Origin of the sequence: Streptomyces mobaraensis (genome assembly GCF_020099395.1) — a bacterium.
GTDB lineage: Bacteria > Actinomycetota > Actinomycetes > Streptomycetales > Streptomycetaceae > Streptomyces.
Genome location: NZ_CP083590.1, coordinates 4,525,313 through 4,546,487, shown reverse-complemented (window position 1 = coordinate 4,546,487; position 21,175 = coordinate 4,525,313). Strand labels below are relative to the sequence as shown.

At 71.8% G+C, this 21,175-nt stretch carries 17 protein-coding genes, 1 tRNA gene and 1 riboswitch; of the genes, 6 read left to right on the top strand and 12 right to left on the bottom strand.

The genetic code is table 11. From position 1 onward, the window contains the following. The first annotated feature begins 339 nt into the window (after nt 1-339). Nucleotides 340-942, top strand: coding sequence for a TetR/AcrR family transcriptional regulator (locus K7I03_RS19870; protein WP_185942695.1), 603 nt, complete (start codon nt 340-342; stop codon nt 940-942). A gap of 168 nt (nt 943-1,110) precedes the next feature. Here the strand turns inward: K7I03_RS19870 and K7I03_RS19865 are convergent. Further along, nucleotides 1,111-1,193, bottom strand: a tRNA-Leu gene (locus K7I03_RS19865). Nucleotides 1,194-1,653: 460 nt separating this feature from the next. On the opposite strand from K7I03_RS19865, the gene K7I03_RS19860 reads away from it, so the two are divergent. Both K7I03_RS19860 and K7I03_RS19855 read left to right on the top strand, forming a co-directional pair. Further along, the gene (locus tag K7I03_RS19860) at nt 1,654-2,436 is read left to right on the top strand and encodes an ABC transporter ATP-binding protein (protein ID WP_185942694.1); all 783 of its coding nucleotides are present in this window, start codon (nt 1,654-1,656) and stop codon (nt 2,434-2,436) included. A gap of 48 nt (nt 2,437-2,484) precedes the next feature. Beyond that, nucleotides 2,485-5,001, top strand: a complete 2,517-nt coding sequence (locus K7I03_RS19855; protein WP_185942693.1) for an ABC transporter permease — start codon at nt 2,485-2,487, stop codon at nt 4,999-5,001. A gap of 122 nt (nt 5,002-5,123) precedes the next feature. Here K7I03_RS19855 and K7I03_RS19850 read toward each other — a convergent pair whose 3' ends face one another. From K7I03_RS19850 to K7I03_RS19840, 3 genes are all read right to left on the bottom strand, one after another. Beyond that, nucleotides 5,124-6,434, bottom strand: coding sequence for a class I SAM-dependent methyltransferase (locus K7I03_RS19850; protein ID WP_185942692.1), 1,311 nt, complete (start codon nt 6,432-6,434; stop codon nt 5,124-5,126). Nucleotides 6,435-6,843: 409 nt separating this feature from the next. Next, nucleotides 6,844-8,226, bottom strand: coding sequence for an NAD(P)/FAD-dependent oxidoreductase (locus tag K7I03_RS19845; protein ID WP_185942691.1), 1,383 nt, complete (start codon nt 8,224-8,226; stop codon nt 6,844-6,846). Between the two features lie 429 nt (nt 8,227-8,655). Beyond that, a complete protein-coding gene (locus tag K7I03_RS19840) occupies nt 8,656-9,879 on the bottom strand; it encodes a helix-turn-helix domain-containing protein (protein ID WP_185942690.1) in 1,224 nt (407 codons plus the stop codon). Between the two features lie 113 nt (nt 9,880-9,992). Between K7I03_RS19840 and K7I03_RS19835 the strand changes: the two genes are divergently transcribed. From K7I03_RS19835 to K7I03_RS19825, 3 genes are all read left to right on the top strand, one after another. After that, a complete protein-coding gene (locus K7I03_RS19835) occupies nt 9,993-10,403 on the top strand; it encodes an NUDIX hydrolase (protein ID WP_185942689.1) in 411 nt (136 codons plus the stop codon). A gap of 93 nt (nt 10,404-10,496) precedes the next feature. Continuing rightward, on the top strand, nt 10,497-11,360 hold the full coding sequence (locus tag K7I03_RS19830; protein ID WP_185942688.1) for a radical SAM/SPASM domain-containing protein: 864 nt from the start codon (nt 10,497-10,499) through the stop codon (nt 11,358-11,360). Between the two features lie 11 nt (nt 11,361-11,371). After that, nucleotides 11,372-12,505, top strand: a complete 1,134-nt coding sequence (locus K7I03_RS19825; RefSeq protein ID WP_185942687.1) for a methyltransferase domain-containing protein — start codon at nt 11,372-11,374, stop codon at nt 12,503-12,505. A 73-nt stretch (nt 12,506-12,578) separates the two neighbouring features. On the opposite strand, the gene K7I03_RS19820 is transcribed toward K7I03_RS19825, so the two are convergent. From K7I03_RS19820 to K7I03_RS19785, 8 genes are all read right to left on the bottom strand, one after another. Continuing rightward, nucleotides 12,579-13,553 carry a Ppx/GppA phosphatase family protein gene (locus K7I03_RS19820; RefSeq protein ID WP_185942686.1) on the bottom strand — a complete coding sequence of 325 codons (975 nt, stop codon included), beginning with the start codon at nt 13,551-13,553 and terminating at the stop codon, nt 12,579-12,581. A gap of 12 nt (nt 13,554-13,565) precedes the next feature. Beyond that, nucleotides 13,566-14,135: a DUF501 domain-containing protein gene (locus tag K7I03_RS19815; protein WP_185942722.1), complete on the bottom strand. Its 570-nt coding sequence runs from the start codon at nt 14,133-14,135 to the stop codon at nt 13,566-13,568. A 57-nt stretch (nt 14,136-14,192) separates the two neighbouring features. Then, entirely contained in the window at nt 14,193-14,660 is a 468-nt protein-coding gene (locus K7I03_RS19810) for an FtsB family cell division protein (RefSeq protein ID WP_185942685.1), read from the bottom strand. A gap of 137 nt (nt 14,661-14,797) precedes the next feature. Next, the gene (gene eno / locus K7I03_RS19805; protein WP_185942684.1) at nt 14,798-16,081 is read right to left on the bottom strand and encodes a phosphopyruvate hydratase; all 1,284 of its coding nucleotides are present in this window, start codon (nt 16,079-16,081) and stop codon (nt 14,798-14,800) included. A 689-nt stretch (nt 16,082-16,770) separates the two neighbouring features. Beyond that, entirely contained in the window at nt 16,771-17,511 is a 741-nt protein-coding gene (locus K7I03_RS19800; protein WP_185942683.1) for a LysM peptidoglycan-binding domain-containing protein, read from the bottom strand. A 4-nt stretch (nt 17,512-17,515) separates the two neighbouring features. Next, nucleotides 17,516-17,695: riboswitch (cyclic di-AMP (ydaO/yuaA leader) on the bottom strand. A gap of 260 nt (nt 17,696-17,955) precedes the next feature. Next, a complete protein-coding gene (locus K7I03_RS19795; RefSeq protein WP_185942682.1) occupies nt 17,956-19,119 on the bottom strand; it encodes a transglycosylase family protein in 1,164 nt (387 codons plus the stop codon). A gap of 151 nt (nt 19,120-19,270) precedes the next feature. Next, nucleotides 19,271-20,569, bottom strand: a complete 1,299-nt coding sequence (locus K7I03_RS19790; protein WP_185942681.1) for a cytochrome P450 family protein — start codon at nt 20,567-20,569, stop codon at nt 19,271-19,273. Between the two features lie 123 nt (nt 20,570-20,692). Beyond that, the gene (locus K7I03_RS19785) at nt 20,693-21,124 is read right to left on the bottom strand and encodes a DUF6479 family protein (RefSeq protein ID WP_185942680.1); all 432 of its coding nucleotides are present in this window, start codon (nt 21,122-21,124) and stop codon (nt 20,693-20,695) included. Nucleotides 21,125-21,175: the final 51 nt, after the last annotated feature.

The following is a 21,175-nucleotide window of genomic DNA, read 5'->3' as shown; positions in this document are numbered from 1 at the left end:
GTGCGGTCGGTGGTCCCGGGCGGACGGACGGGCACACGGGGAGGCCCGGGGGTGGCGTGAATCGACCGGCGTGCGGCCGGCGAGGAGCGGTACGGGGAACGTGCGACGACGTGCGGCTCGGAACGTGTCCCGCCACTTCTGCGGTGCGAGCCGCCGTACGCCAGGGCATTCAAGGTCCCCGGCTCGGCTCACCCGCGAAAACTGGACGGTGGTCCAATCGTTGAACGCCCGGCACAGACCGTCAAGTGGTGTGCGGGGATTGGTTTTCCGGACACGGGAGGTAAAGCGGAGGGATCCACACCTCTTCGATCGCCCGAACCCCCGTGGAACAATCGCCGCATGACTGGTCGTCGTGAGGAGTCCGCCCGGGAGAGCCGCCGGCGGCTGCTGGAGGCGGCGACGGAACTGGTCGCCGAGGGCGGTCCGCGGGCCGCCTCCGTACAGGCCGTCGCCGACCGCGCGGGCATCAGCCGCGGCTCGGTCGCCTGGCACTTCGGCTCCAAGGAGGGCCTGATCGTCGAGGTGATCGGGCAGGCGTTCCACGCCGCCGAGGAGGAGTACCGCCGGGTGCTCCCGGAGACCGGACCGCTCACCTTCGACGCGCTGCTCGACGCCCACCTCACGGTGGTGGACGCGCCCTGCGGCCGGGTGTTCGCGACGGTCCTGCCGGAGGTCATGGGCGGGCCGGGCCCACTGCGCGACGCCTACGTACGGGGGTACGAGGGGACCCGCCGCGTCTGGATCGGCTACCTGGAACGGATCACCGCCGGCACCCCGGGACTGCCGGACGCCAAGAGCCTGGCCTCGCTGGTCTTCGGCAGCGGCGTGGGCGTGAACACGCTGCACGGCCTCGACGGCCTGGTGGACCGGGCGGAGGCGTTCGCCGCCCTCAGGACCCTCTTCGAGCTGGCGGGCGGAACGGCACCGGCCGCCGACGGCTGAGGCACGCGGGACCCGGACGCCGGGGCACGACGGCCGACGACCGACGGCCGACGCCAGCCGTACGACCGACGGCCCCGGTCGTACGGGCGGACCCCGGCCGTACGACCGGGGTCCGCCCGTCGCCGGGCACACGCGCCCGCCCACAGGCGAACGGTGAACGTGCGGATGTGCCCGGAGCCGGACTCGAACCGGCACGGCCCGAAGGGCCAGCGAGGTTTAAGCTCGCCGTGTCTGCATTCCACCATCCGGGCGGGCCCTCGGGCCACGCGTGCACGGACGCGCGCGCGGGTTCCCTCGAGGAGAACAGGATGAGCCTATCCGGGTGGCGCCCCCCAAACAGCGGAACACTGACCAGAGGTTGTCTTATTTTATGGGCAACTGAGGAGCTGTCAGTGCAGCAATGACGCCATAGGCACATGCCAGCGGCCGATCCATCCCGTTCACCACCCCACCCGGGCACTCACCCGGAATTGTCGCAATCTCGACTCCCCCCGCACCGCTCCGTAGCCGTTCCCTCACCGCCCGGCCGCTCCGGCGCCGACGGCCCCGGCAGACCTGGCGGCGGCGCCCTCATACCGGAGGATGACCCGGCCCCCCGCCCGTACCTCTGGAGACGGTCCCGCGAACGGGAGCCTGGTCTGATCCGGGCCGGGCAGGCGGACAGGACCATGGAATCACGTCCCGTTCCGCGTCCCGACAGGAGTGTCCCCCGTGACCACCAGCCCCTACGGCGCCCCGACCGCCGTCCGCACCGCCGAGGTGGCGGCCCGCGCCACGGATCTCACCAAGGTCTACGGCCAGGGCGAGACCCAGGTGGTCGCCCTGGACGCCGTGTCCGTGGACTTCCGCAGGGCCGAGTTCACCGCGATCATGGGGCCGTCGGGCTCGGGCAAGTCGACGCTGATGCACTGCATGGCCGGGCTGGACACGGTCTCCGGCGGCTCCGCCCGCATCGGGGACACCGAGCTCACCGCGCTCAACGACAAGAAGCTGACCCAGCTCCGCCGGGACAAGATCGGCTTCATCTTCCAGGCGTTCAACCTGCTCCCCACGCTCAACGCCCTGGAGAACATCACGCTGCCGATGGACATCGCCGGCCGCAAGCCCGACCAGAAGTGGCTCGACACGGTCGTGGACACCGTCGGCCTCTCCGGCCGGCTCAAGCACCGTCCGAACCAGCTCTCCGGCGGCCAGCAGCAGCGCGTCGCCGTCGCCCGCGCCCTCGCCGGCCGCCCCGAGATCATGTTCGCCGACGAGCCCACCGGCAACCTCGACTCCCGCTCCGGCGCCGAGGTCCTGGGCTTCCTGCGCAACTCGGTGCGCGAACTGGGCCAGACCGTCGTCATGGTCACCCACGACCCGGTCGCCGCCTCCTACGCCAACCGCGTCGTCTTCCTCGCCGACGGCCGCATCGTCGACGAGATGTACGAGCCGACCGCCGACGCCGTCCTGGACCGCATGAAGGCGTTCGACGCCAAGGGCCGGACGAGCTGATCTCTTCCGCGTCCGCGCCCGCCCCCGACTCCCAGGACACCTGACCCGATGTTCCGTACCGCGTTGCGCAATGTCCTCGCGCACAAAGCCCGCTTGCTGATGACCGTCCTCGCCGTGATGCTCGGCGTGGCCTTCGTCTCCGGCACCCTCGTCTTCACCGAGACCTTCTCCTCCGCCCTCCAGAGCAGCAGCCAGAAGGGCTTCGCCGACGTCGACGTCGCCGTCCAGCCGCACAAGGACGACGACGACAAGGGGAAGCCCGGCGAGCCCCCGATGCTCACCCAGCGCCTGCTGGACAAGGCCGCGAAGGTGCCCGGCGCCGCCTCGGCCACCGGCAGCGTCGACGGCCAGGCGTACCTCGCCGGCAAGGACGGCGAGCTGGTGGGCTCGGGCTTCGCCCGGGCCGGCTCCAACTACTTCCCCGGCAAGGACGGCACGGACGCCCGCTACCCGCTGACGTCCGGCCGGGCGCCGCAGCGCGCCGGCGAGATCGCCGTCGACGCCAAGACCGCCGAGCGCGCGGGCTTCAAGGTCGGCGACACCGTCCGGATGTCCGTCCGGGGCCCGGTCCTCAGCCAGAAGATCACCGGTGTCTTCACCACCGACAAGGGCCAGGTGTCGGCCGGCGGCACGCTCACCCTCTTCGACACCGCCACCGCCCAGAAGCTCTTCGCCAAGCCCGGCCGGTTCAACGAGATCGACGTCAAGGCCGCCCCCGGCACGTCCCAGGAGAAGCTGAAGGCCGAGGTCGACAAGATCCTGCCGCGCGACGCCGAGGCGACCACCGGCAAGAAGCTGGCCGACGACGAGGCCGAGATGATCGCCCAGGGCATGGACGGGGTGAAGACCGGTCTGCTGGTCTTCGCCGGAATAGCCCTGTTCGTCGGCATCTTCATCATCGCCAACACCTTCACCATGCTGATCGCCCAGCGCACCAAGGAGCTCGCCCTGCTCCGCGCGGTCGGAGCCAGCCGCCGCCAGGTGACCCGCTCGGTGCTCGTCGAGGCGTTCGTCGTGGGCGCGGTCGCGGCCGTCGCCGGTCTGCTCGCCGGCATCGGCATCGGCGCCGGGATGAAGGCCCTGATGCCCTCCGACGCCATGCCGGCCGGTCCGCTCGTCGTCCCCCCGTCGGCGATCGTCTCCTCGCTCGCCGTCGGCATCCTGGTGACCATGCTCGCCGCCTGGCTGCCGGGCCGGCGCGCCGCGAAGATCCCGCCGGTGGCGGCCATGAACAGCGTCCACGCGGTGGCCACCACCAAGTCCCTGGTGGTCCGCAACACCATCGGCGCGCTCCTCACGGCCGCGGGCGCCGCGGTCTCCGTCACGGCGGGCGACGAGTCCGGCCTGGGGGTGGGCGCGGGCCTGCTGCTCATCGGCGTGTTCGTGCTGACGCCGCTGCTCTCCCGCCCGCTGATCGCCGCCGTGGGGCCGGTGCTCCGCCGCTTCGGGATGCCCGGCAAGCTCGCCGGCCAGAACGCGGTCCGCAACCCGCGCCGCACCGCCGCGACCGCCTCCGCGCTGATGATCGGCCTCACCCTGATCACCGGCCTCACGGTCATCGGCAACAGCGTCCAGCAGGCCATCGACAAGATGGCGGCCGACTCGCTGAAGGCCGACTACGTCGTCGTCATGGCCAACATGCACGACCTCTCCCCCGACATCGCCCGGAAGCTGGCCACGCAGCCCGGCGTCACCGCCGTCAGCGCCCTGCGGCAGTCGCCCGCCCGCATCGACGGCGACAGCGAGTACCTGACCGGCGTGGACGCCGCGAGCATCGGCAAGCTCACCCAGGTCGACTTCTCGGCCGGCTCGTACGCGGCGCTGTCCCAGCGGCAGCGGGTGGTCGTGGACGACGCGACGGCCAAGAGCCACCACTGGAAGGCCGGTTCGTCCTTCGAGGTCACCTACGAGGACGGCAAGAAGGGCCGGCTGACGGTCGGCGGGATCTTCAAGGGCAACGACATGCTCAAGGGGATCATGGTCGACAACCCGGCCCTGACCCCGCACATGTCCGAGCTCGTCGACCGCCAGGTCCTGGTCAAGACCGACAAGGGAGCGAGCGCCTCGGCCAAGAAGTCGCTGCGGAAGGCCCTCGGCGACAACCCGGCCATCCAGGTCCAGGACAAGGACGACATCTCGCGCGAGGTCGCGTCGATGATCAGCATGATGCTGAACGTCCTCTACGGCCTGCTCGCCATGGCGGTGATCGTCGCGGTGCTGGGCGTCGTCAACACCCTCGCGATGTCCGTCTTCGAACGCCGGCAGGAGATCGGCATGCTGCGGGCCATCGGCCTCGACCGCAGCGGCATCAAGCGGATGGTCCGCCTGGAGTCGGTGGTCATCTCGCTCTTCGGCGGGGTGCTGGGCATCGTCCTCGGCGTCTTCTTCGGCTGGGCCGCGGGCGAGCAGATCGCCACCAGCATGGCCACCTACGAAATGGCCCTGCCCTGGGGCCGGATCGCCCTGTTCCTGCTGCTGGCCGCCGTGGTCGGCGTGCTGGCGGCGCTCTGGCCGGCCCGCCGGGCGGCGAAGCTGAACATGCTGTCCGCCATCAAGGCCGACTGACGGCGCTGTCCGCCGACTCCGCCGTCAAGGCCGGCCGACGGCCCCGACCGCCTGGGGCCGACTGACGGCCCCGACCGCCCGGAGGGCCCGGTTCCGCTACGGAACCGGGCCCTCCGGCGTCGTCAGGCCCGCCACTCCCGGGTGCGCAGCGGCAGTCCCGGGTCACCGGATCCGGGGGTCCGTACGGCCAGCACCTGGTTGACGCCGATGCGGTTGCGCTCGAACGACAGCGCCGAGGCGGCCATGTAGAGCCGCCACACCCGGGCGCGCCCCGGCGAGGTCAGCCGCACGGCCTCGGCCCAGTGCGCCTCCAGGTTGGCCACCCACCGCCGGAGCGTCAGCGCGTAGTGCTCGCGCAGCGCCTCCACGTCCCGGACCTCGAACCCGGCCTCCTCCAGCTGCGCCACCGTCCGCCCGACGGGCGCGAGTTCGCCGTCCGGGAAGACGTAGCGGCCGATGAACTCGTCGACCTGGTACGCCTCCTCGTCGAGCAGCGGCCGCCGCGCGATCTGGTGGTTGAGCAGCCGGCCGCCGGGCCGCAGCAGGGCGTACAGGTCGGCCGCGTACTCGGCGTAGCGCTCGCGGCCGACGTGCTCGGCCATGCCGATGGAGGAGATCGCGTCGAAGGGCCCGTCGGAGATCTCGCGGTAGTCCTGGACGCGGATCTCCACCCGGTCCGTCAGCCCCGCCTCGGCGATCCGCTTGCGGGCGTAGCCGGCCTGCTCCTCGGAGAGGGTGATGCCGACCGCGCTCACCCCGTACTCGCGGGCGGCGTGCAGCACCATCGAGCCCCAGCCGCAGCCGACGTCGAGCAGCCGCATGCCGGGGGCCAGGCCGAGCTTGCGGCAGACCAGGTCGAGCTTGGCGCGCTGGGCGTCCTCCAGGGTGCCCTCGGGCTCCCAGTAGGCGCAGGAGTAGACCATCGACGGGCCGAGGACGAGCTCGTAGAAGGCGTTGCCGACGTCGTAGTGGTGGCTGATGGCCTGCTTGTCGCGGCGGAGGCTGTGCAGCCGGCCGGATGTCCCGCGGGCCTCCTCCGGGGGCGGCGCGGGCGGTGTCCAGGGCCCGGCGAGCTTCAGCAGCTCACGGCCGGCGGCGCGGGTGTCGGGGTCCCGGAGGGCGTCCAGGGCCGCCCGGAGGCCGGAGCGGCGGGCGGGTTCCTCACCGCGTTCCCAGATGGACCCGGCGAGCAGGTCGAGGGCCGCGTAGAGGTCGCCCTCGACGTCGAGGTCCCCCGCCACCCAGGCCCGGGCCAGGCCGAGCTCGCCCGGCTTCCAGAGCAGGCGGCGCAGGGCGCGGCGGTTGCGGACGACGAGCACCGGCCCACCGGGCGGCCCCGCCTCGCTGCGGTCCCAGGCGCGGAGGCGGATGGGGAGCGGTGCCCCCAGTACCCGTTCCGCGAGGTCGGCGAGCCGTCGGGCGGCCTGGGCCATGTCGCACACCTCCATGATGCGGTGTCAGGAGTCAGGTTCGACGAAATGGATTCATCTGACACCTAAACACCGGCGAGCCGTGCTGTAGTCCTTCCCTGCGGGAGTGCGTCACGTTCGCGCGGGGGAGGGAAAATCGCCACGACGGCCGAGCATGGGGGCGTCGCGGGGGCGTGGGGTGCGCGGCCGGCGCGCGCGGGACGGCGTGCGGGGGCGGACGGGCGGGCGCCGGGGCAGCCGGTTGCGCGCCGGGACGGACGGGCGCGCGGGGGGAACGGACGGGCGGGGGGAATGGACGAGTGCGCGCGGGCATGCCGAAGGGCGCCCACCCCACGGATTTGGTGGACGCCCTTGAGCGTGTGGTGCCGCGGAAGCCGCGGCCGCCGTGCGGACGCTGCGCGCGGCGGGGGACTCAGCCGGCCTTGGCCTTCTGCGTCGGGACCGAGTCGGCGGGCTGCGGAGCGGGCTTGGCGGCCTCGTAGAACTCCTCGCGGGGGTTCTCCATGGCGCCGAGCGACACGACCTCGCGCTTGAGGAACATGCCCAGCGTCCAGTCCGCGAAGATGCGGATCTTGCGGTTCCAGGTCGGCATGGCCAGACCGTGGTAGCCACGGTGCATGTACCAGGCGAGACGGCCCTTGAGCTTGATCTTCATCTTGCCCATGACGATCATCGCGACGCCCTTGTGCAGGCCGAGACCGGCGACCGCACCCTTGTTGGCGTGGCTGTACTCCTTCTGCGGGAAGCCCCGCATACCGGAGATCACGTTGTCGCCGAGGACCTTGGCCTGGCGCAGCGCGTGCTGGGCGTTGGGCGGGCACCAGGCGTTCTCGTTGCCGGCGCGGCGGCCGACCATGTCCGGCACCTGGGCGTTGTCGCCCGCGGCCCAGATGTAGTCGGTGCCCTGCACCTGGAGGGTCGCCTGGGTGTCCACGTGGCCACGCGGGCCGAGCGGCAGGCCGAAGCGGGCCAGCGCCGGGTTGGGCTTGACGCCCGCCGTCCACACGATGGTGTTGGCGTCGACCTCAAGGCCGTTCTTGAGCACGACGTGGCCGTCGACGCAGGAGTCCATGGACGTCGAGAGGTGGATCTCCACCCCGCGGCTCTCCAGGTGCTCCTTGCCGTACTGGCCGAGCTTGGGGCCGACCTCGGGGAGGATCTTGTCGGCGGCGTCGACCAGGATGAAGCGCATGTCCTCGCGCTTCACGTTCCGGTAGTGCTTGGCCGCGTCGCGGGCCATGTCCTCGACCTCACCGATCGTCTCGGCGCCGGCGAAGCCGCCGCCGACGAAGACGAAGGTGAGCGCCTTGCGGCGGATCTCCTCGTCGGTGGTCGAGTCGGCCTTGTCCAGCTGCTCCAGGACGTGGTTGCGCAGGCCGATGGACTCCTCGATGCCCTTCATGCCGATGCCGTTCTCGGCGAGGCCGGGGATCGGGAAGGTACGGGAGACCGCGCCCATCGCGATGACCAGGTAGTCGAAGGGCAGCTCGTACGCCTCGCCCACCAGCGGGGCGATCGTGGCGACCTTGCGGTCCTGGTCGATGGTGGTGACGCGGCCGGTGAGGACCTCCGCCTTGGGGAGCACACGTCGCAGCGGCACCACGACGTGACGCGGCGAGATGCTGCCGGCCGCTGCTTCGGGGAGGAAGGGCTGGTACGTCATGTACGAGCGCGGGTCGACGACCGTGACGGTCGCCTCGCCGTACCGCATCTTCTTCAAGATGCGACGCGCCGCATACAGGCCGACGTACCCACCGCCTACTACGAGGATCCGTGGACGCTCCGTGGTGCTCATGATTCGAGTATCCAGCACACCCCGAAGGGGTGCTCGTGCGCCCCTTCACAAGACGCGGGGTGCTGTCTGCTACACTGCGCCGCCCACGTGACCGACGCCATACCCCTCACGGGGAACCACCGACCCCCGAAACGCGTTGACCACCCCCGCTGAGCTGGCCTTGCGACCCCGAACGCAACTGGACCACTCGGTTCCGCCACCCTGCCTGAACGTTCCTTCTCACCTGACGGAGAAGGCCCGTTCCCGCTCATCCGGGCCCGTTCGGCCCCGGATGGGGGCCGAACGGCACTGGACCAGCGTTCCAGTCCCTCATTTTCATGTGAAGGATTTCACGAACTTTTTCCCCGGCCGAGCGACGACCCGCTTTTATGACTCACTCCAGCACGCCCTGACACACCCGTAACAGGCCCCCGGACCGGCCGCCGCCCCTCAGTCCAGCCCCGCCAGAACGTCCACCAGCACCCGCCCCTCCGGGGCCCCACGCCGCAACAGCAGCGCCCCCACGGCATGCAACTCGCCCCACGCGTGCGGACGCCCGACCTCGGCGGCATCCCGGACGACGCCCAGCGCCGCCTCCAACGCCGCTTCCGCTTCGCCGGCACCCGCGTAGGCGTGCGCGAGGCACGCCCCGTACCAGGCCCGGTCGCGCCGGAACGCGGGGGCGAAACCGGCGAGCCCGGCCACCAAGTGGTCGACGGCGCTCGCCCAGGCCCCCAGGTGCACGTCCGCCATGCCCCGCTGTGCCGAGAACCAGGACTCGCCGTAGAAGTACAGCCAGGGCGGGGCGTCACGCGCCTCCCGAATGACCCGGTGCGCCGCGTCCAGGTTGCGGTACGCGCCTTCGGCGTCACCGTCGAGCGCGCACCCGCGTCCCGCCATCTGCAGCGCCATGGCCCGCGTCGCCCGGCTCACCCCGGCCGTGCCCGCCGCCGCCTCCGCGAGCCTGACGCACGCGCGCCCCCTCCCCCTCGACCAGGCGAGATGGGCCTTCATGCTCATGGTGGTGGCCGCCATGTCACCGTGGCCGGCCTCCAACGCCCAGTCGTAAGACCGGTCGAACCACCCCAAAGCAGCCGGGGTGTTGTCCTGGTCCTGCGCCATCCACGCGAGGAACTGGGCGTACTCCGCCAGCAACTTCACCAGCCGGTCGGCGAGCGGCCCCCGCGCCTGGTCGTACAACCCGGCCACCCGCTCGAACTGCGCGGCCACGACCCCGGCAACGACCCGCGAACCGAGCGTGTCCTCGGCCCGCCGATGGGAAGCGAGCAACCCCTCCATCGCCTCAAGGCAGGCCACGTCCAGACGCATCCGCCCGACCCCGACCCCCCGCAGCCGCTCCATCCCGGGATCCGCGACCACCTCGGGCAACACCAGCGACGGCAGCGGCACCTCCGCCTTCCCGCCCCCGCCGAGCAGCTCCGCCGGAACGCCCAGCCCCTGAACGATCCGCCGCCGCACCTCGGCCGAGGTCACCGTCCGCCGCCGGTTCTCGATCGCGGAGACATCAGGCTGCGACAGCCCCACCCGGGCCCCGAGTTCGCTCTGGTTGGCACGGGTCAGCACCCGCCACCCCTTCAACAGCGCAGCCCAGTCCCCGGCCACGACGGCGGCCCGTAACCGCGGATGCGCCCAGACGTCCGGCTCCGGCTCCATGGCCGCAATATACGGCGGGCGTATACGGCCTGGTGGTGGATCAGCACGGCAGCACACCGGCATGGTGAAAGCGCACCGCTCGGACACCTGCCGCCCCCCACCGGAAGAGAGCCATGCCGCCTGCCTCCCACGTCCTGGGCCTCGCTCACCTCACCGACGCCGCCGGGCGCCTTCTCATGCTGAAAACCGAGGAAGGCGGTTGGCGACTCCCCGGCGGGCCGGCGCTCCCCGAGGAGACCGCTCAGCACGCCATGGCCTACTACGTCCGGCGTGACTTGCGGGTCCGGATCATGTCCCGGTTCCTGCTCGGGATGGAGCCGGTCAACGCCCGGTCCACCGCCTTCCTGTTCGCGTGCGCCCCCCTGACTCCCGACGACATCGCCCGTATCAAACTCCCGAGCGCACGCTCGGACATCACCGCGTACGCGTTCGTGGACTACCCCGGCATCACCGAGGGCAGCGTCGCCGACCACGAGCACCGACTCATCGTCGAAGCGAACGACGCCCTTAGGGGCACCGGCTAGGGCAACGGCCCGGGCGTCCGCGGGGGACAGCCCGGAGCAGTCCCACCACCCGGCCGGACCACCCGGGCCCGGCCACCAGCCACAGGAGGAACCATGACAACCTCCGTACAGGCACACCCCCTTACCGACATCCTGTCGGTCGAGTTCGAGATCACCGCCCGGTGCGACCTGGAGTGCAGCCACTGCTGCACCCTGTCCGGCCCGCGCCAGACCCATGGCACGATGACCCTCGCCGACTGGAAGTCGGCCGTCGACCAGGTCGCCGCACTCGGCATTCCGATGGTGCAGTTCATCGGCGGCGAGCCGACCCTGTACCCGCACCTCCCCGCCCTCGTCGAGCACGCTCTCGACCGACGTCTCGGCGTCGAGGTCTACTCGAACCTCACCCACATCCGGCCGTCGTTGTGGTCCCTGTTCGAGCGGAACGGCGTCCGGCTCGCCACCAGTTACTACAGCGACGACCCCGTCCAACACGAGCAGATCACCGGCGGCCGAGGCAGTCACGCCCGCACCCGAGCGAACATCGTCGAGACCCTGCGGCGCGGTATCCCCCTGCGTGTCGGCATCGTCGACGTCCTCGACGGACAGCGCGTCGCCGAGGCCGAGACCGAACTGCGCAGCCTCGGCATCCAGCACATCCGCGTCGACCGCGTCCGCGCGGTAGGCCGCGCCGCCGGCCCCACCGCCGACGCGCCGTCCGTCGACGAGCTGTGCGGACGCTGCTACCACCAGCGGGCCGCGATCTCCCCCGACGGCGACGTCTACGGCTGCATCCTCTCCCGCAACTTCCCCGCCGGGAACCTGCGACAGGACCGCCTCGCTACCGTGTTCACGGGCCCTCGGTGGGCAGAGATCGCCGAGCGCGTCACGGATGCCCGCAACGCCTGCACCCCCGACGACTCCAACGACTGCGACCCCGCCAACACCACCGCGTGCGCCCCCGCCTTCCCGAAGTAGGAGCCGCCCCCGTGGACTGGACGTCTCACGCCACCGCGCTCGCCGAGCGCGTCACCCACACCGCTTCCCGATGGCGCGCCCCCGTCGCCACCACACCGCGGCACCTCTTCGTGCCTCGCTGGTGGGAGAAGGGGCCCGCCGGCCGCACCCTCGTCGACGGACCCGCCGACGAGCAGCGGTGGCTCAACGCCGCCTACAGCGACACCTCGCTCATCACCAGCGTCGGCCCGCTTCACGCCGACCACGCCAAACCCGACGACCACCCCGCCGGCTTGCCGACCTCGTCCGCGACGTTGCCAAGTCTCGTCGTGCAGATGTTCCAGCACGCCCGGATCGGCGACGACGACACCCTCGCCGACATCGGCACCGGATCCGGCTACGGCACCGCCCTCGCCGCCCGCCGCCTCGGCGACGCACGCGTCACCAGCGTCGACGTCGACGCCTACCTCGTCGACGCCGCACGCGAACGCCTCGACGAGGCCGGCCTACGACCCACCGTCCGAGCCCTGGACGCCACGGCAACGCTCCCCGGGGAGTTCACCCGCATCGTCGCCACCGTCGCCGTGCGCCCCGTACCCGCGCCGTGGCTCGCCGCGCTGCGGACCGGCGGACGACTCGTGACCACGATCGCCGGTACCTCCCTGCTCGTCACCGCCGAGAAGACCGAGGACGGCGGCGCCCTCGGCCGCGTCGAGTGGGACCGCGCCGGCTTCATGCACACCCGCACCGGCCCCGACTACCCCCCCGGCCTCGACAACCTGCTCATGGTCGCCCACGACCACGACGGAGACGAGATCACGACCGGCCGATACCCCGTCGTCGACGTCGCTTCCGCATGGGACCTCGCGTCCATGCTCGACATCACGACCCCCGGCATCCAACACCGCTACGAAGAAGGAGCCGACGGCGGCCGAACGGCCCTGATGGCGCACGCAGACGGATCCTGGGCACGCGCGGCAGCCAAGACGCCCGATGCGCCCCCCACGGTCCACCAGGGCGGCCCCCGCCGCCTCTGGGACGCGCTCGACGCGATCCGTACGGACTGGCTCATGACCGGCGAGCTTCCCGTGCGCGGCGCAAGGGTGATCATCAAACCCACCGGCACGACCTACCTCGCCCGTGGCAAGTGGAGCGCGAGGCTCTGATCGAAGGATGAAGGCCCCGGTACCGGACGGTACCGGGGCCCTCGTCTGCCCTGCTGTTACGCCGATTCCAGGGTCAGTCCTGCTGTTTGTCCTGGTCAGCGTCTTGTGCCGTTTTGAAAGCAATGCCGTCCAAAATGTCGTGCTCGCTCACCACGACGTCCTCCGCCCCGATCCGCTCCATCAGGCACTGGAGGACGAGCGCGCCCGCCGCGATCACGTCCACGCGGCCCGGGTGCAGCACGGGGATCGCGGCGCGCTCCTCGTGGGTGGAGGTGAGGAGGCGGGACGTGACCTCGCGGACGCGGGCCAGCGGGATCCGCGCGTGGTGGATGGCCGTCGAGTCGTACTCGGGGAGGCCGAGGGCGATGGCCGCCACCGTGGTGACCGAGCCGGCCAGGCCGACGAGCGTGCGGGCCTCGCGCAGCGGGACGGTCCGCTCGGCGAGGTCGAGGGCGGCCTCGACGTCGGCCCGTATGGCGGCGATCCGCTCGGGCGACGGCGGGTCCACGACCGTGCCGTCCACGACGAGGTGACGTTCCGTCATCCGTACGCAGCCGACGTCCACGCTGCGCGCCGCCCGTACCCGGTCGTCGCCGACGACGAACTCCGTCGAGCCGCCGCCGATGTCCACGACCAGGAAGGGACGGTCGAGGTCCGTGCGACCGGTGAGTTCCTTGGTGGCGCCGGTGAAGGAGAACTCCGCCTCCAGGTCACCCGTGATCACCTCGGGCTCGACGCCCAGGATGTCCACGACGCCGGCCACGAACTCCGCGCGGTTCCTCACGTCCCGCGACGCGGAGGTGGCGACGAACCGCACGCGCTCCGCGCCGTGCGCCCGGATCACCTCGGCGTACTCCCGGCACGCGGCGAACGTCCGCTCCAGCGCCTCCGGCGCGAACCGCCCGGTGCGGTCCACGCCCTGGCCGAGGCGGACGATCGTCATCCGGCGGTCGAGCTCCTTGAACCCGCCGGTGGCGGGGTCGAGATCGGCGACGAGCAGACGGATCGAGTTCGTACCGCAGTCGATCGCGGCAACACGGCGGGTCATGCGGAGTTCTCCCTATTCTTCGTCGGAGCCGTCGGAGCCGTCGGAGCCGTCGGACGGCGACTGCGCGCCGCACGGCGTCACGCACGGACCCTTGCGCCACCACTCCGGCAGCATCGCGATCGTCTCGTCACCCAGCGGGTTGACGCCGGGACCGGCCGCCAGCGAGTGCCCCACCAGCACGTGCAGGCACTTCACCCGGTCCGGCATGCCGCCCGCGCTGGGGAAGCCCTCCAGCACCTCGATCGCGTCCCGCCGGCGGATGTAGTCCTCGTGCGCGGCGCGGTACGCGGCGGCCAGCTCCGGGTCGCTCTGCAGCCGGGCGCTCATCTCCTTCATCACGCCCTCGGCCTCCAGCGTGCCGATGGCGGAGGCCGCGCGGGGGCACGTCAGGTAGTACAGCGTCGGGAACGGCGTGCCGTCCTCCAGCCGCGGCGCGGTCTCGACGACGTCCGGGTTGCCGCAGGGGCAGCGGTGGGCGATCGCCCGCAGGCCGCGCGGGGGGCGGCCGAGCTGCTCCTTGAACGCGGCGATGTCCGCGTCGGTGGGCTGGGTGGGCTCGGTCTGGGGAGGAGGGGTGTCCATGTGCTCGCTCGTGTCGATGGGTGGGGTCAAGAGAAGGAGGCCGGGAGTGGCCGCGCGTCAGCGGTGGGCGTCCGACGTGTCCACGCCGTCCCACAGGTTGACGTACCACGGCCGGTCGGCGGCGCCCTGGTCGCGGCGGTGCCGCGGGTTGCCGCTGCCGTCCACGACCGTGTAGCCGGTCTCGCCGGGCCGGACGTAGTGCAGGTGCTCGCGCGCCAGCCGCTCGACGTACGCCGGGTCCTCCAGCCGCGCCTTCTCCTCGCGCAACCGCTTCACCTGCTCCTTCGCCTGCTCGGAGCGGTTCCGCTGGTCGTCGATGTCCGAACGCTGAGTGACCCACTGGCGCATGGGGTAGGCCAGGGCGACGATCAGCGAGCAGACGACGAGCGCCAGCAGCGCCGCGCGGCCGGTGAGCCGGCTGCGCCGCGGCGGACGGGTGCGCCGGGCCCGGGCGTCCGGCCCCTGGACCAGGACCGAGCCGATCGCCTTGAGCCTGGTCGCGGTGGAGAACCGTTCCGCCGCCACATCGCCTCCCCGCTGCCGGCTTCACCGAAGCCGGAACGCATGCCAAAACCGTCCCCGGCCACGGTACGGGACCGTGGCCGGGGACGGGGTGAGGCGTGAGGCTTTGTCAGCCTCGCACGCGCACTGCCAGGTGCGGCTCAGCCCTGGCGGAAGCGCGGGAACGCGCTGCGGCCGGCGTACACCGCGGCGTCGTCGAGGATCTCCTCGATGCGCAGCAGCTGGTTGTACTTGGCGACGCGCTCGGAGCGGGCCGGGGCACCGGTCTTGATCTGGCCGCAGTTGGTGGCGACGGCCAGGTCGGCGATGGTGACGTCCTCGGTCTCGCCGGAGCGGTGGGACATCATGCACTTGAAGCCGTTGCGCTGGGCCAGCTCGACGGCGTCCAGGGTCTCGGTCAGCGAACCGATCTGGTTGACCTTGACCAGCAGGGCGTTGGCGGCGCCCTCCTCGATGCCGCGGGCGAGGCGCTCGGGGTTGGTGACGAACAGGTCGTCACCGACGAGCTGGACCGCGTCGCCGAGGCGCTCGGTGATGGTCTTCCAGCCGTCCCAGTCGTCCTCGAACAGCGGGTCCTCGATGGAGACCAGCGGGTACGCCTCGACGAGCTCGGCGTAGTAGTCGGTCATCTCGGCGGCGGTACGGCTCTTGCCCTCGAACGTGTAGACGCCGTCCTTGTAGAACTCGGACGCGGCGACGTCGAGCGCGAGCGCGATGTCCTGGCCGGGGGTGTAACCGGCCTGCTTGATGGCCTCGAGGATGAGGTCGAGGGCCTCGCGGTTGGAACCGAGGTTCGGGGCGAAGCCGCCCTCGTCGCCCAGGCCGGTGGAGAGGCCCTTGGCCTTCAGCACGGCCTTGAGGGTGTGGTAGACCTCGGTGCCCCAGCGCAGCGCCTCGGAGAAGGACTCCGCGCCGATCGGCGCGATCATGAACTCCTGGATGTCCACGTTGGAGTCGGCGTGCGAGCCGCCGTTCAGGATGTTCATCATCGGAACGGGCAGCAGGTGCGCGTTCGGGCCGCCGAGGTAGCGGAAGAGGGGCAGGTCCGACGCCTCGGAGGCGGCGTGCGCGACGGCCAGGGAGACGCCCAGGATGGCGTTGGCGCCCAGGGAGCCCTTGTTGTCGGTGGCGTCCAGGTCGAACATGGCCTGGTCGATCAGGCGCTGCTCGGTGGCGTCGTAGCCGACGAGCTCCGGGCCGATCTGCTCGATAACGGCCAGCACGGCCTTCTCGACGCCCTTGCCCAGGTAGCGGTTCTTGTCCCCGTCGCGGAGCTCGATGGCCTCGAAGGCACCGGTCGAGGCACCGGACGGCACGGCGGCGCGGCCGGTGGAGCCGTCGTCGAGGCCGACCTCGACCTCGACCGTGGGGTTGCCTCGCGAGTCGAGGATCTCGCGAGCTACGACGACGTCGATGGACGGCACGAGGGTCTCCTTCGTGTGTGTCTGGGTACTCCAGCGTTCTGCAGCACGAGCCTAACGGGCGCCGGAGGGTCCACCTGCCCCCGGAGCGCCACCCCGCCGGAAAAATGGCACAAACGCCGAGATCAAGGGCGAATGGGCGAGCTGTTCGCTCAAGGGGGAACGGGTGCGGGAACCGGTGCGGAGCCGGTGCGGAACCGGTTCTGGAACCGGACGGCGGGTGGGACGGGCGAGGCAGGTGGGAGGCGCGTCGTACGCGGCCGGGGCGGCCGGGGCGGTTGCGTGGAACGGCCGGCGCGCGGGTCGGCCGCCGGGCGCGCGAAAACGGCGCGCGCTCGGGAGCGGTTCACGGCCCGGGAGGGTGCGGCGCGTCCGACAGCGCCCCCGCGCCTCGGAACAGGACGCGCCCCGGCCTGACGCACATCCGCGCCTGACACACATCCACGCCTGACCCGCACCCGAGCACGGCGAAGCCCCACTCCGATGCGGCTCGGGGGGGGGATCGATCGCATCAGAGCGGGGCGGTCCCGCTGCGGCCCGGGAAGGGGGGCCGGGCCGGTGGTTCGGGTGCTGTGCCGGGAACACCGCAGGTACGGGCGGCGGTACGCGCCGCCCGGCCACGGGGTCCCCGTCAGGGCCTCGGCCGGGGGCCCGGCCGTGTACGGCACACGCCCCCGGAAGACCTCTCAGCCTCAGCTGAGGTGCAGCTTCTGGCCGGGGAAGATGAGGTCGGCGCTCTCCACGATGTCCTTGTTGCGGTCGTAGAGCTTCTCCCAGCCGCCCTTGACCTTCTTGGCCTCGGCGATCTTGGCGAGAGTGTCGCCTTCCTTGACCTGGTACTCCCCGTCGCCCATCTTGACGGTCTTCGGCGCGGCGTGCTTCGGCGCGGCCGGCTTGGCGGCCGGCGCGGCCGGGGCCTCCTCGGCCTCCCGCTGCGGAGCGGCGTGCTTCGGCGCGGCCTTGCGCTCGCTGCGGTCGGCGTGGCTCTGGCCGGTCGCACGCTGGCCCGAGGTCGACTTGGAGACGACCTTGCCGGAGCCGGAGTCGTCGACCGACGGGGAGCCGCCACCGCGGGTCAGGCCGCCCTCGCCGGCGCAGCCCCAGGCGCCGGGGCCCTGGGCGGCGAGCAGCTTCTCGGCGACCAGGATCTGCTGGCCCTTGCTGGCGAGGTCGGCGCGCGGCGCGTACTTGGTACCGCCCATGGCCGCCCACGAGGACTGCGAGAACTGCAGGCCGCCGTAGTAGCCGTTGCCGGTGTTGATCGACCAGTTGCCGCCGGACTCGCACTGGGCCACGCGGTCCCAGGTCTGCACGGAGGCGGCGTGGGCGGACGTGGCCATCATCAGCGGGGCGGCGACTGCGGCGCCGGTGACACCCGCGAGCGTGGCGATGCGGACGGCCTTGTTCGGACGACGGTGCTTGCCCTTGGACATGACTCGGTTTCCTCACCGGCGCCTACGAGGTGAGCTGTCGGGTTCGGGCGTGAGTTGCCCGGCCCGGTGGCTTGCGCTCACCAGGCTTCACCCCAAGCCGTCCCGGTACGTCGGTCGTTGACCGATGAACCGTTCCGGCGACCTACCGTGGTTCCCCCGCTCCTGCCTACGGCGCTTGCGCGACGACTCCCCCGGCCGCCGGCAGGATTCGGCGTGACGACCGTGGTGCTCGCGATGGCGAGCGATGACGACGGTAAGCACAGACGGCCGACGGGTTCAAACCCTCCTTTTCAGCCACCGCCTGCGCCACCCACCCCGGGGAACCCACTGTTTCCGCAGGTGGGGGTGGTTTCACGGGTTTCTGACGAGCCGTCTCCGCGCCGATGTCAACGAGACCCATGTCTCACTTTCATCCGGAACGGACATTCGACGCGAACTCCCCCGCTACTTCTTCAGTTCGAGCTGCTGACCGGGGTGAATGAGGTCCGGATCGCTGCCCACGACCTTTTTGTTGTCCTGGTACACGCGGTGCCAGCCGCCCTCGACCCGGTGCTGTTCCGCGATCTCTGACAGGTTGTCACCGGGGCGCACGGTGTAGTCGTGCACGTCGGGTGCGTCCACGCGCCCGCGCTCCGCGCCGCGCGACGCGCGCTCACCGCCGGAACCGGACGGCTCCGCGCGGTGCTTGCCGGTGCCGGCGCCGTCCGCGCCGGCGCGCGGGTGCTCATCCGTCGTGCCGGTGGCGGACGTTCCGGAGTCCGCGCCGCCATCCCGGCCGGCCTTCTGCCTGTCGGCCGAGGTGTCCGTGGCATCACCGTCCGGCTTGCGGTGCTTGCCGCCGGAGGTCGAACCGGAGGGCGAGTCGGTGGACGAGTCGCGGTCCTCGCCGGACGGCTTCTTTGGCTGTCCCGGCTTGCCGGAGGCGTCGGTGGTACCGGAGTTGCCGGTGGTGCCGGTGGTGCCGTGCTCGCCGGCCTTCCCGCCCTTGTCACCGGCGTCCTTCCCGGCGGAGGTGTCCGACGCCTTCCCGGACGCCTTCTCGTCGGCCTTCTTGTCGGCCTTCTTGTCGGTCTTGCCCTCGGCCTTGCCCTCAGTCTTGCCCTCGGCCTTGTCGGACGACGTCTCCCGAGACCGGTCGGAATCGGTCTTCCCGGACGTTCCGGAAGCCGGCGTGTGCGACGACCCCTCGACGGCGTCGTGCGGCATCCCCGGGTTGACCTCGGGCGCCCGGCCGTCCTTGGCCAGGTCGGACTTCACCGCGCAGGCGGGCCAGGCGTACGGGCCGCGGGCGTCGAGGATCCGCTGGGCGACGGCGATCTGCTGGGCGCGGCTGGCCTGGTCGGGGCGCGGCGCGAACTCCGTTCCGCCGTACTGCTTCCACATGTCGGGGGTGAGCTGCAGTCCGCCGTAGAACCCGTTGCCCGTGTCCGCGCTCCACAGGCCGCCGCTCTCGCACTGGGCGACGCGGTCCCAGGTGGGGGCGTCCGCGGCGTCGGCGGTGGTGGCACCGAGCAGGGGCATGGCGATCCCGGCGCCCGCCACGCCCGCGGCGACGACCACGGCGGGCAGTTGACGGGGACGGCGATGTCGGCCTTTCCCGGAGAGCATGCGATCACCTCTCATATTGCTGCCGACCGGCTGCTGACCGCTGCCGATCGTGTGGCTGCTGAATATGACGGCAGAAGATAGCCACGCCCCTCAGGCGCCACAACCCACCGGGTTCAACGCCGGGAGACGGTCAAGCCAAGTTGACGTATAGTCATGTGCCCGTCTGCCCGGGCTCCGGCGAGAAAGCCACGGGCAGGGTCCGCAGGCCCCGCATGATGAGCCCGCCACGCCACCTCAGATCGTCCGGATCAGCGGAAAGCCGCAGGTCGGGAAGGCGTCGCAGCAGCGTCGCGAGCGCCGTCCGGCCCTCCAGCCGCGCCAGCGGCGCCCCGAGGCAGTAGTGGATGCCGTGCCCGTACCCGAGGTGCTGATTGTCACTGCGGGCGAGATCGAGGGTGTCGGGCTGGGCGAACCGTTCCGGATCCCGGTCGGCCGCCGCGAGGACGACGAGCACGGGGTCGCCCTCCGCGATGCGCTGCCCGCCGATCGTCAGGTCCCGGGTGGCGAACCGCCAGGTGGCCAGCTCCACCGGACCGTCGTACCGGAGCAGTTCCTCCACCCCGGTCTCCAGCAGGCTCTCGTCCCCGGCGGCCAGCGCGCGCTGCAGGCGCTCGCGCTCCCCGGGGTTGCGCAGGAGCGCGTACGTGCCGTTGCCGATGAGGTTGACGGTGGTCTCGAAGCCGGCGAAGAGCAGGATGAAGGCCATGGCGGCGGCCTCGTTCTCGGTGAGGTGCTCGCCGTGGTCGCTGGCCCTGATCAGCCCGGAGATCAGGTCGTCACCGAGGTCCTCGCGCTTGCGGTGGATCAGCTCCGCGAGGTACGTCCGCATCCGCTTCACGGAACGGGCCACTCCGCCGCGCGGGCCGCCACCGTGCCGGATCATCATCCCGGCCCAGTCCCGGAAGTCGTCCTGGTCCTCCGGCGGGACGCCGAGCATGTCGCAGATCGCGTAGATGGGGAGCGGGAACGCGAACTCGTGGATGAGGTCCGCCTCCCCGCGCTCCGCGAACCCGTCGATGAGCCGGTCCGTGAGCTCCTGCACGCGGGGCGCGAACTCGGCGACGCGCCGGGGCGTGAACGCCTTGGAGACCAGACGGCGGAGGCGGGTGTGGTCCGGGGGGTCGATGTTGAGCAGGTGCGTCATGAGGTTGGCACTCCGCTCGCCCGGAATGCCCACCTTGCCCTTGCCGTGCGCGGCCTCGGAGTGGTGCACGGGGTTCTTCGACAACCGCTGGTCGGCCAGCGCCTGCCGCGCGTCGGCGTACCGGGTCACCAGCCACGCCTCCACCCCGCTCGGCAGGGCGGTCCGGTGCACGGGGGCGTGCTCGCGGAGCCAGGCGTACGCCGGGTAGGGGTCGCTCGCGAACTCCCAGGTGAAGAGGGGAGGCGTGGGGCCCTCGGAGGCGGCGGGCGGGGCGGGAGCGGTGTGGTCGTCGGTTTTGTCGTGCACGGTCCGACGCTACTAGGGGGCGCGGGGCGAGGCGCGGCCCCGCCCGCTCGCTTCCCGTGGTGACCGCCCGGCGGCGGCCGCTTGGCGGTGGCCGCTTACTGGCGGCCGTCCAGGGCTGACCACTCAGTGATGGCCGCCCCCGCCGCTGCCGAAGGCGCCGCTGCTCCCGGGGTTCCACTTCCGTCGCTCCTCGGTGAGCTCCTCCTCGTGGCTCCCGGGGTTCCGGAGCTCGTGCGGCAGGACGCGCTCACCCGGGCCCTCGGTGCGCAGCGGGTCCGCCTCCCGGTGCTCGGTCACGTAGCCGACGGCGTCGTCGTTGTCCTCGTGCCCCGGCCCGTGGTCCGGCGAGGACGGCCCCCGGTCGTGCTCCTCGCGCGTCTGCCAGGCGCCCTGCCGCCGCTGCGGCTGGCTCGGGGGCGGCGGTTCCTTGTCACGCCACCGCCGTCCGTACACGAAGGCGAGGAGCAGCAGGGCGCCGACACAGAGCCCGACGGCGAAGGGGGCGGCGCCGCCGACCCAGGCGGGCAGGGCGAGAACCATCTCATCGGTACGCATGCAGTCCGGTTACCCGGAGGGCGCCCGGTCAAGACCGTCACTGAGCCGAAC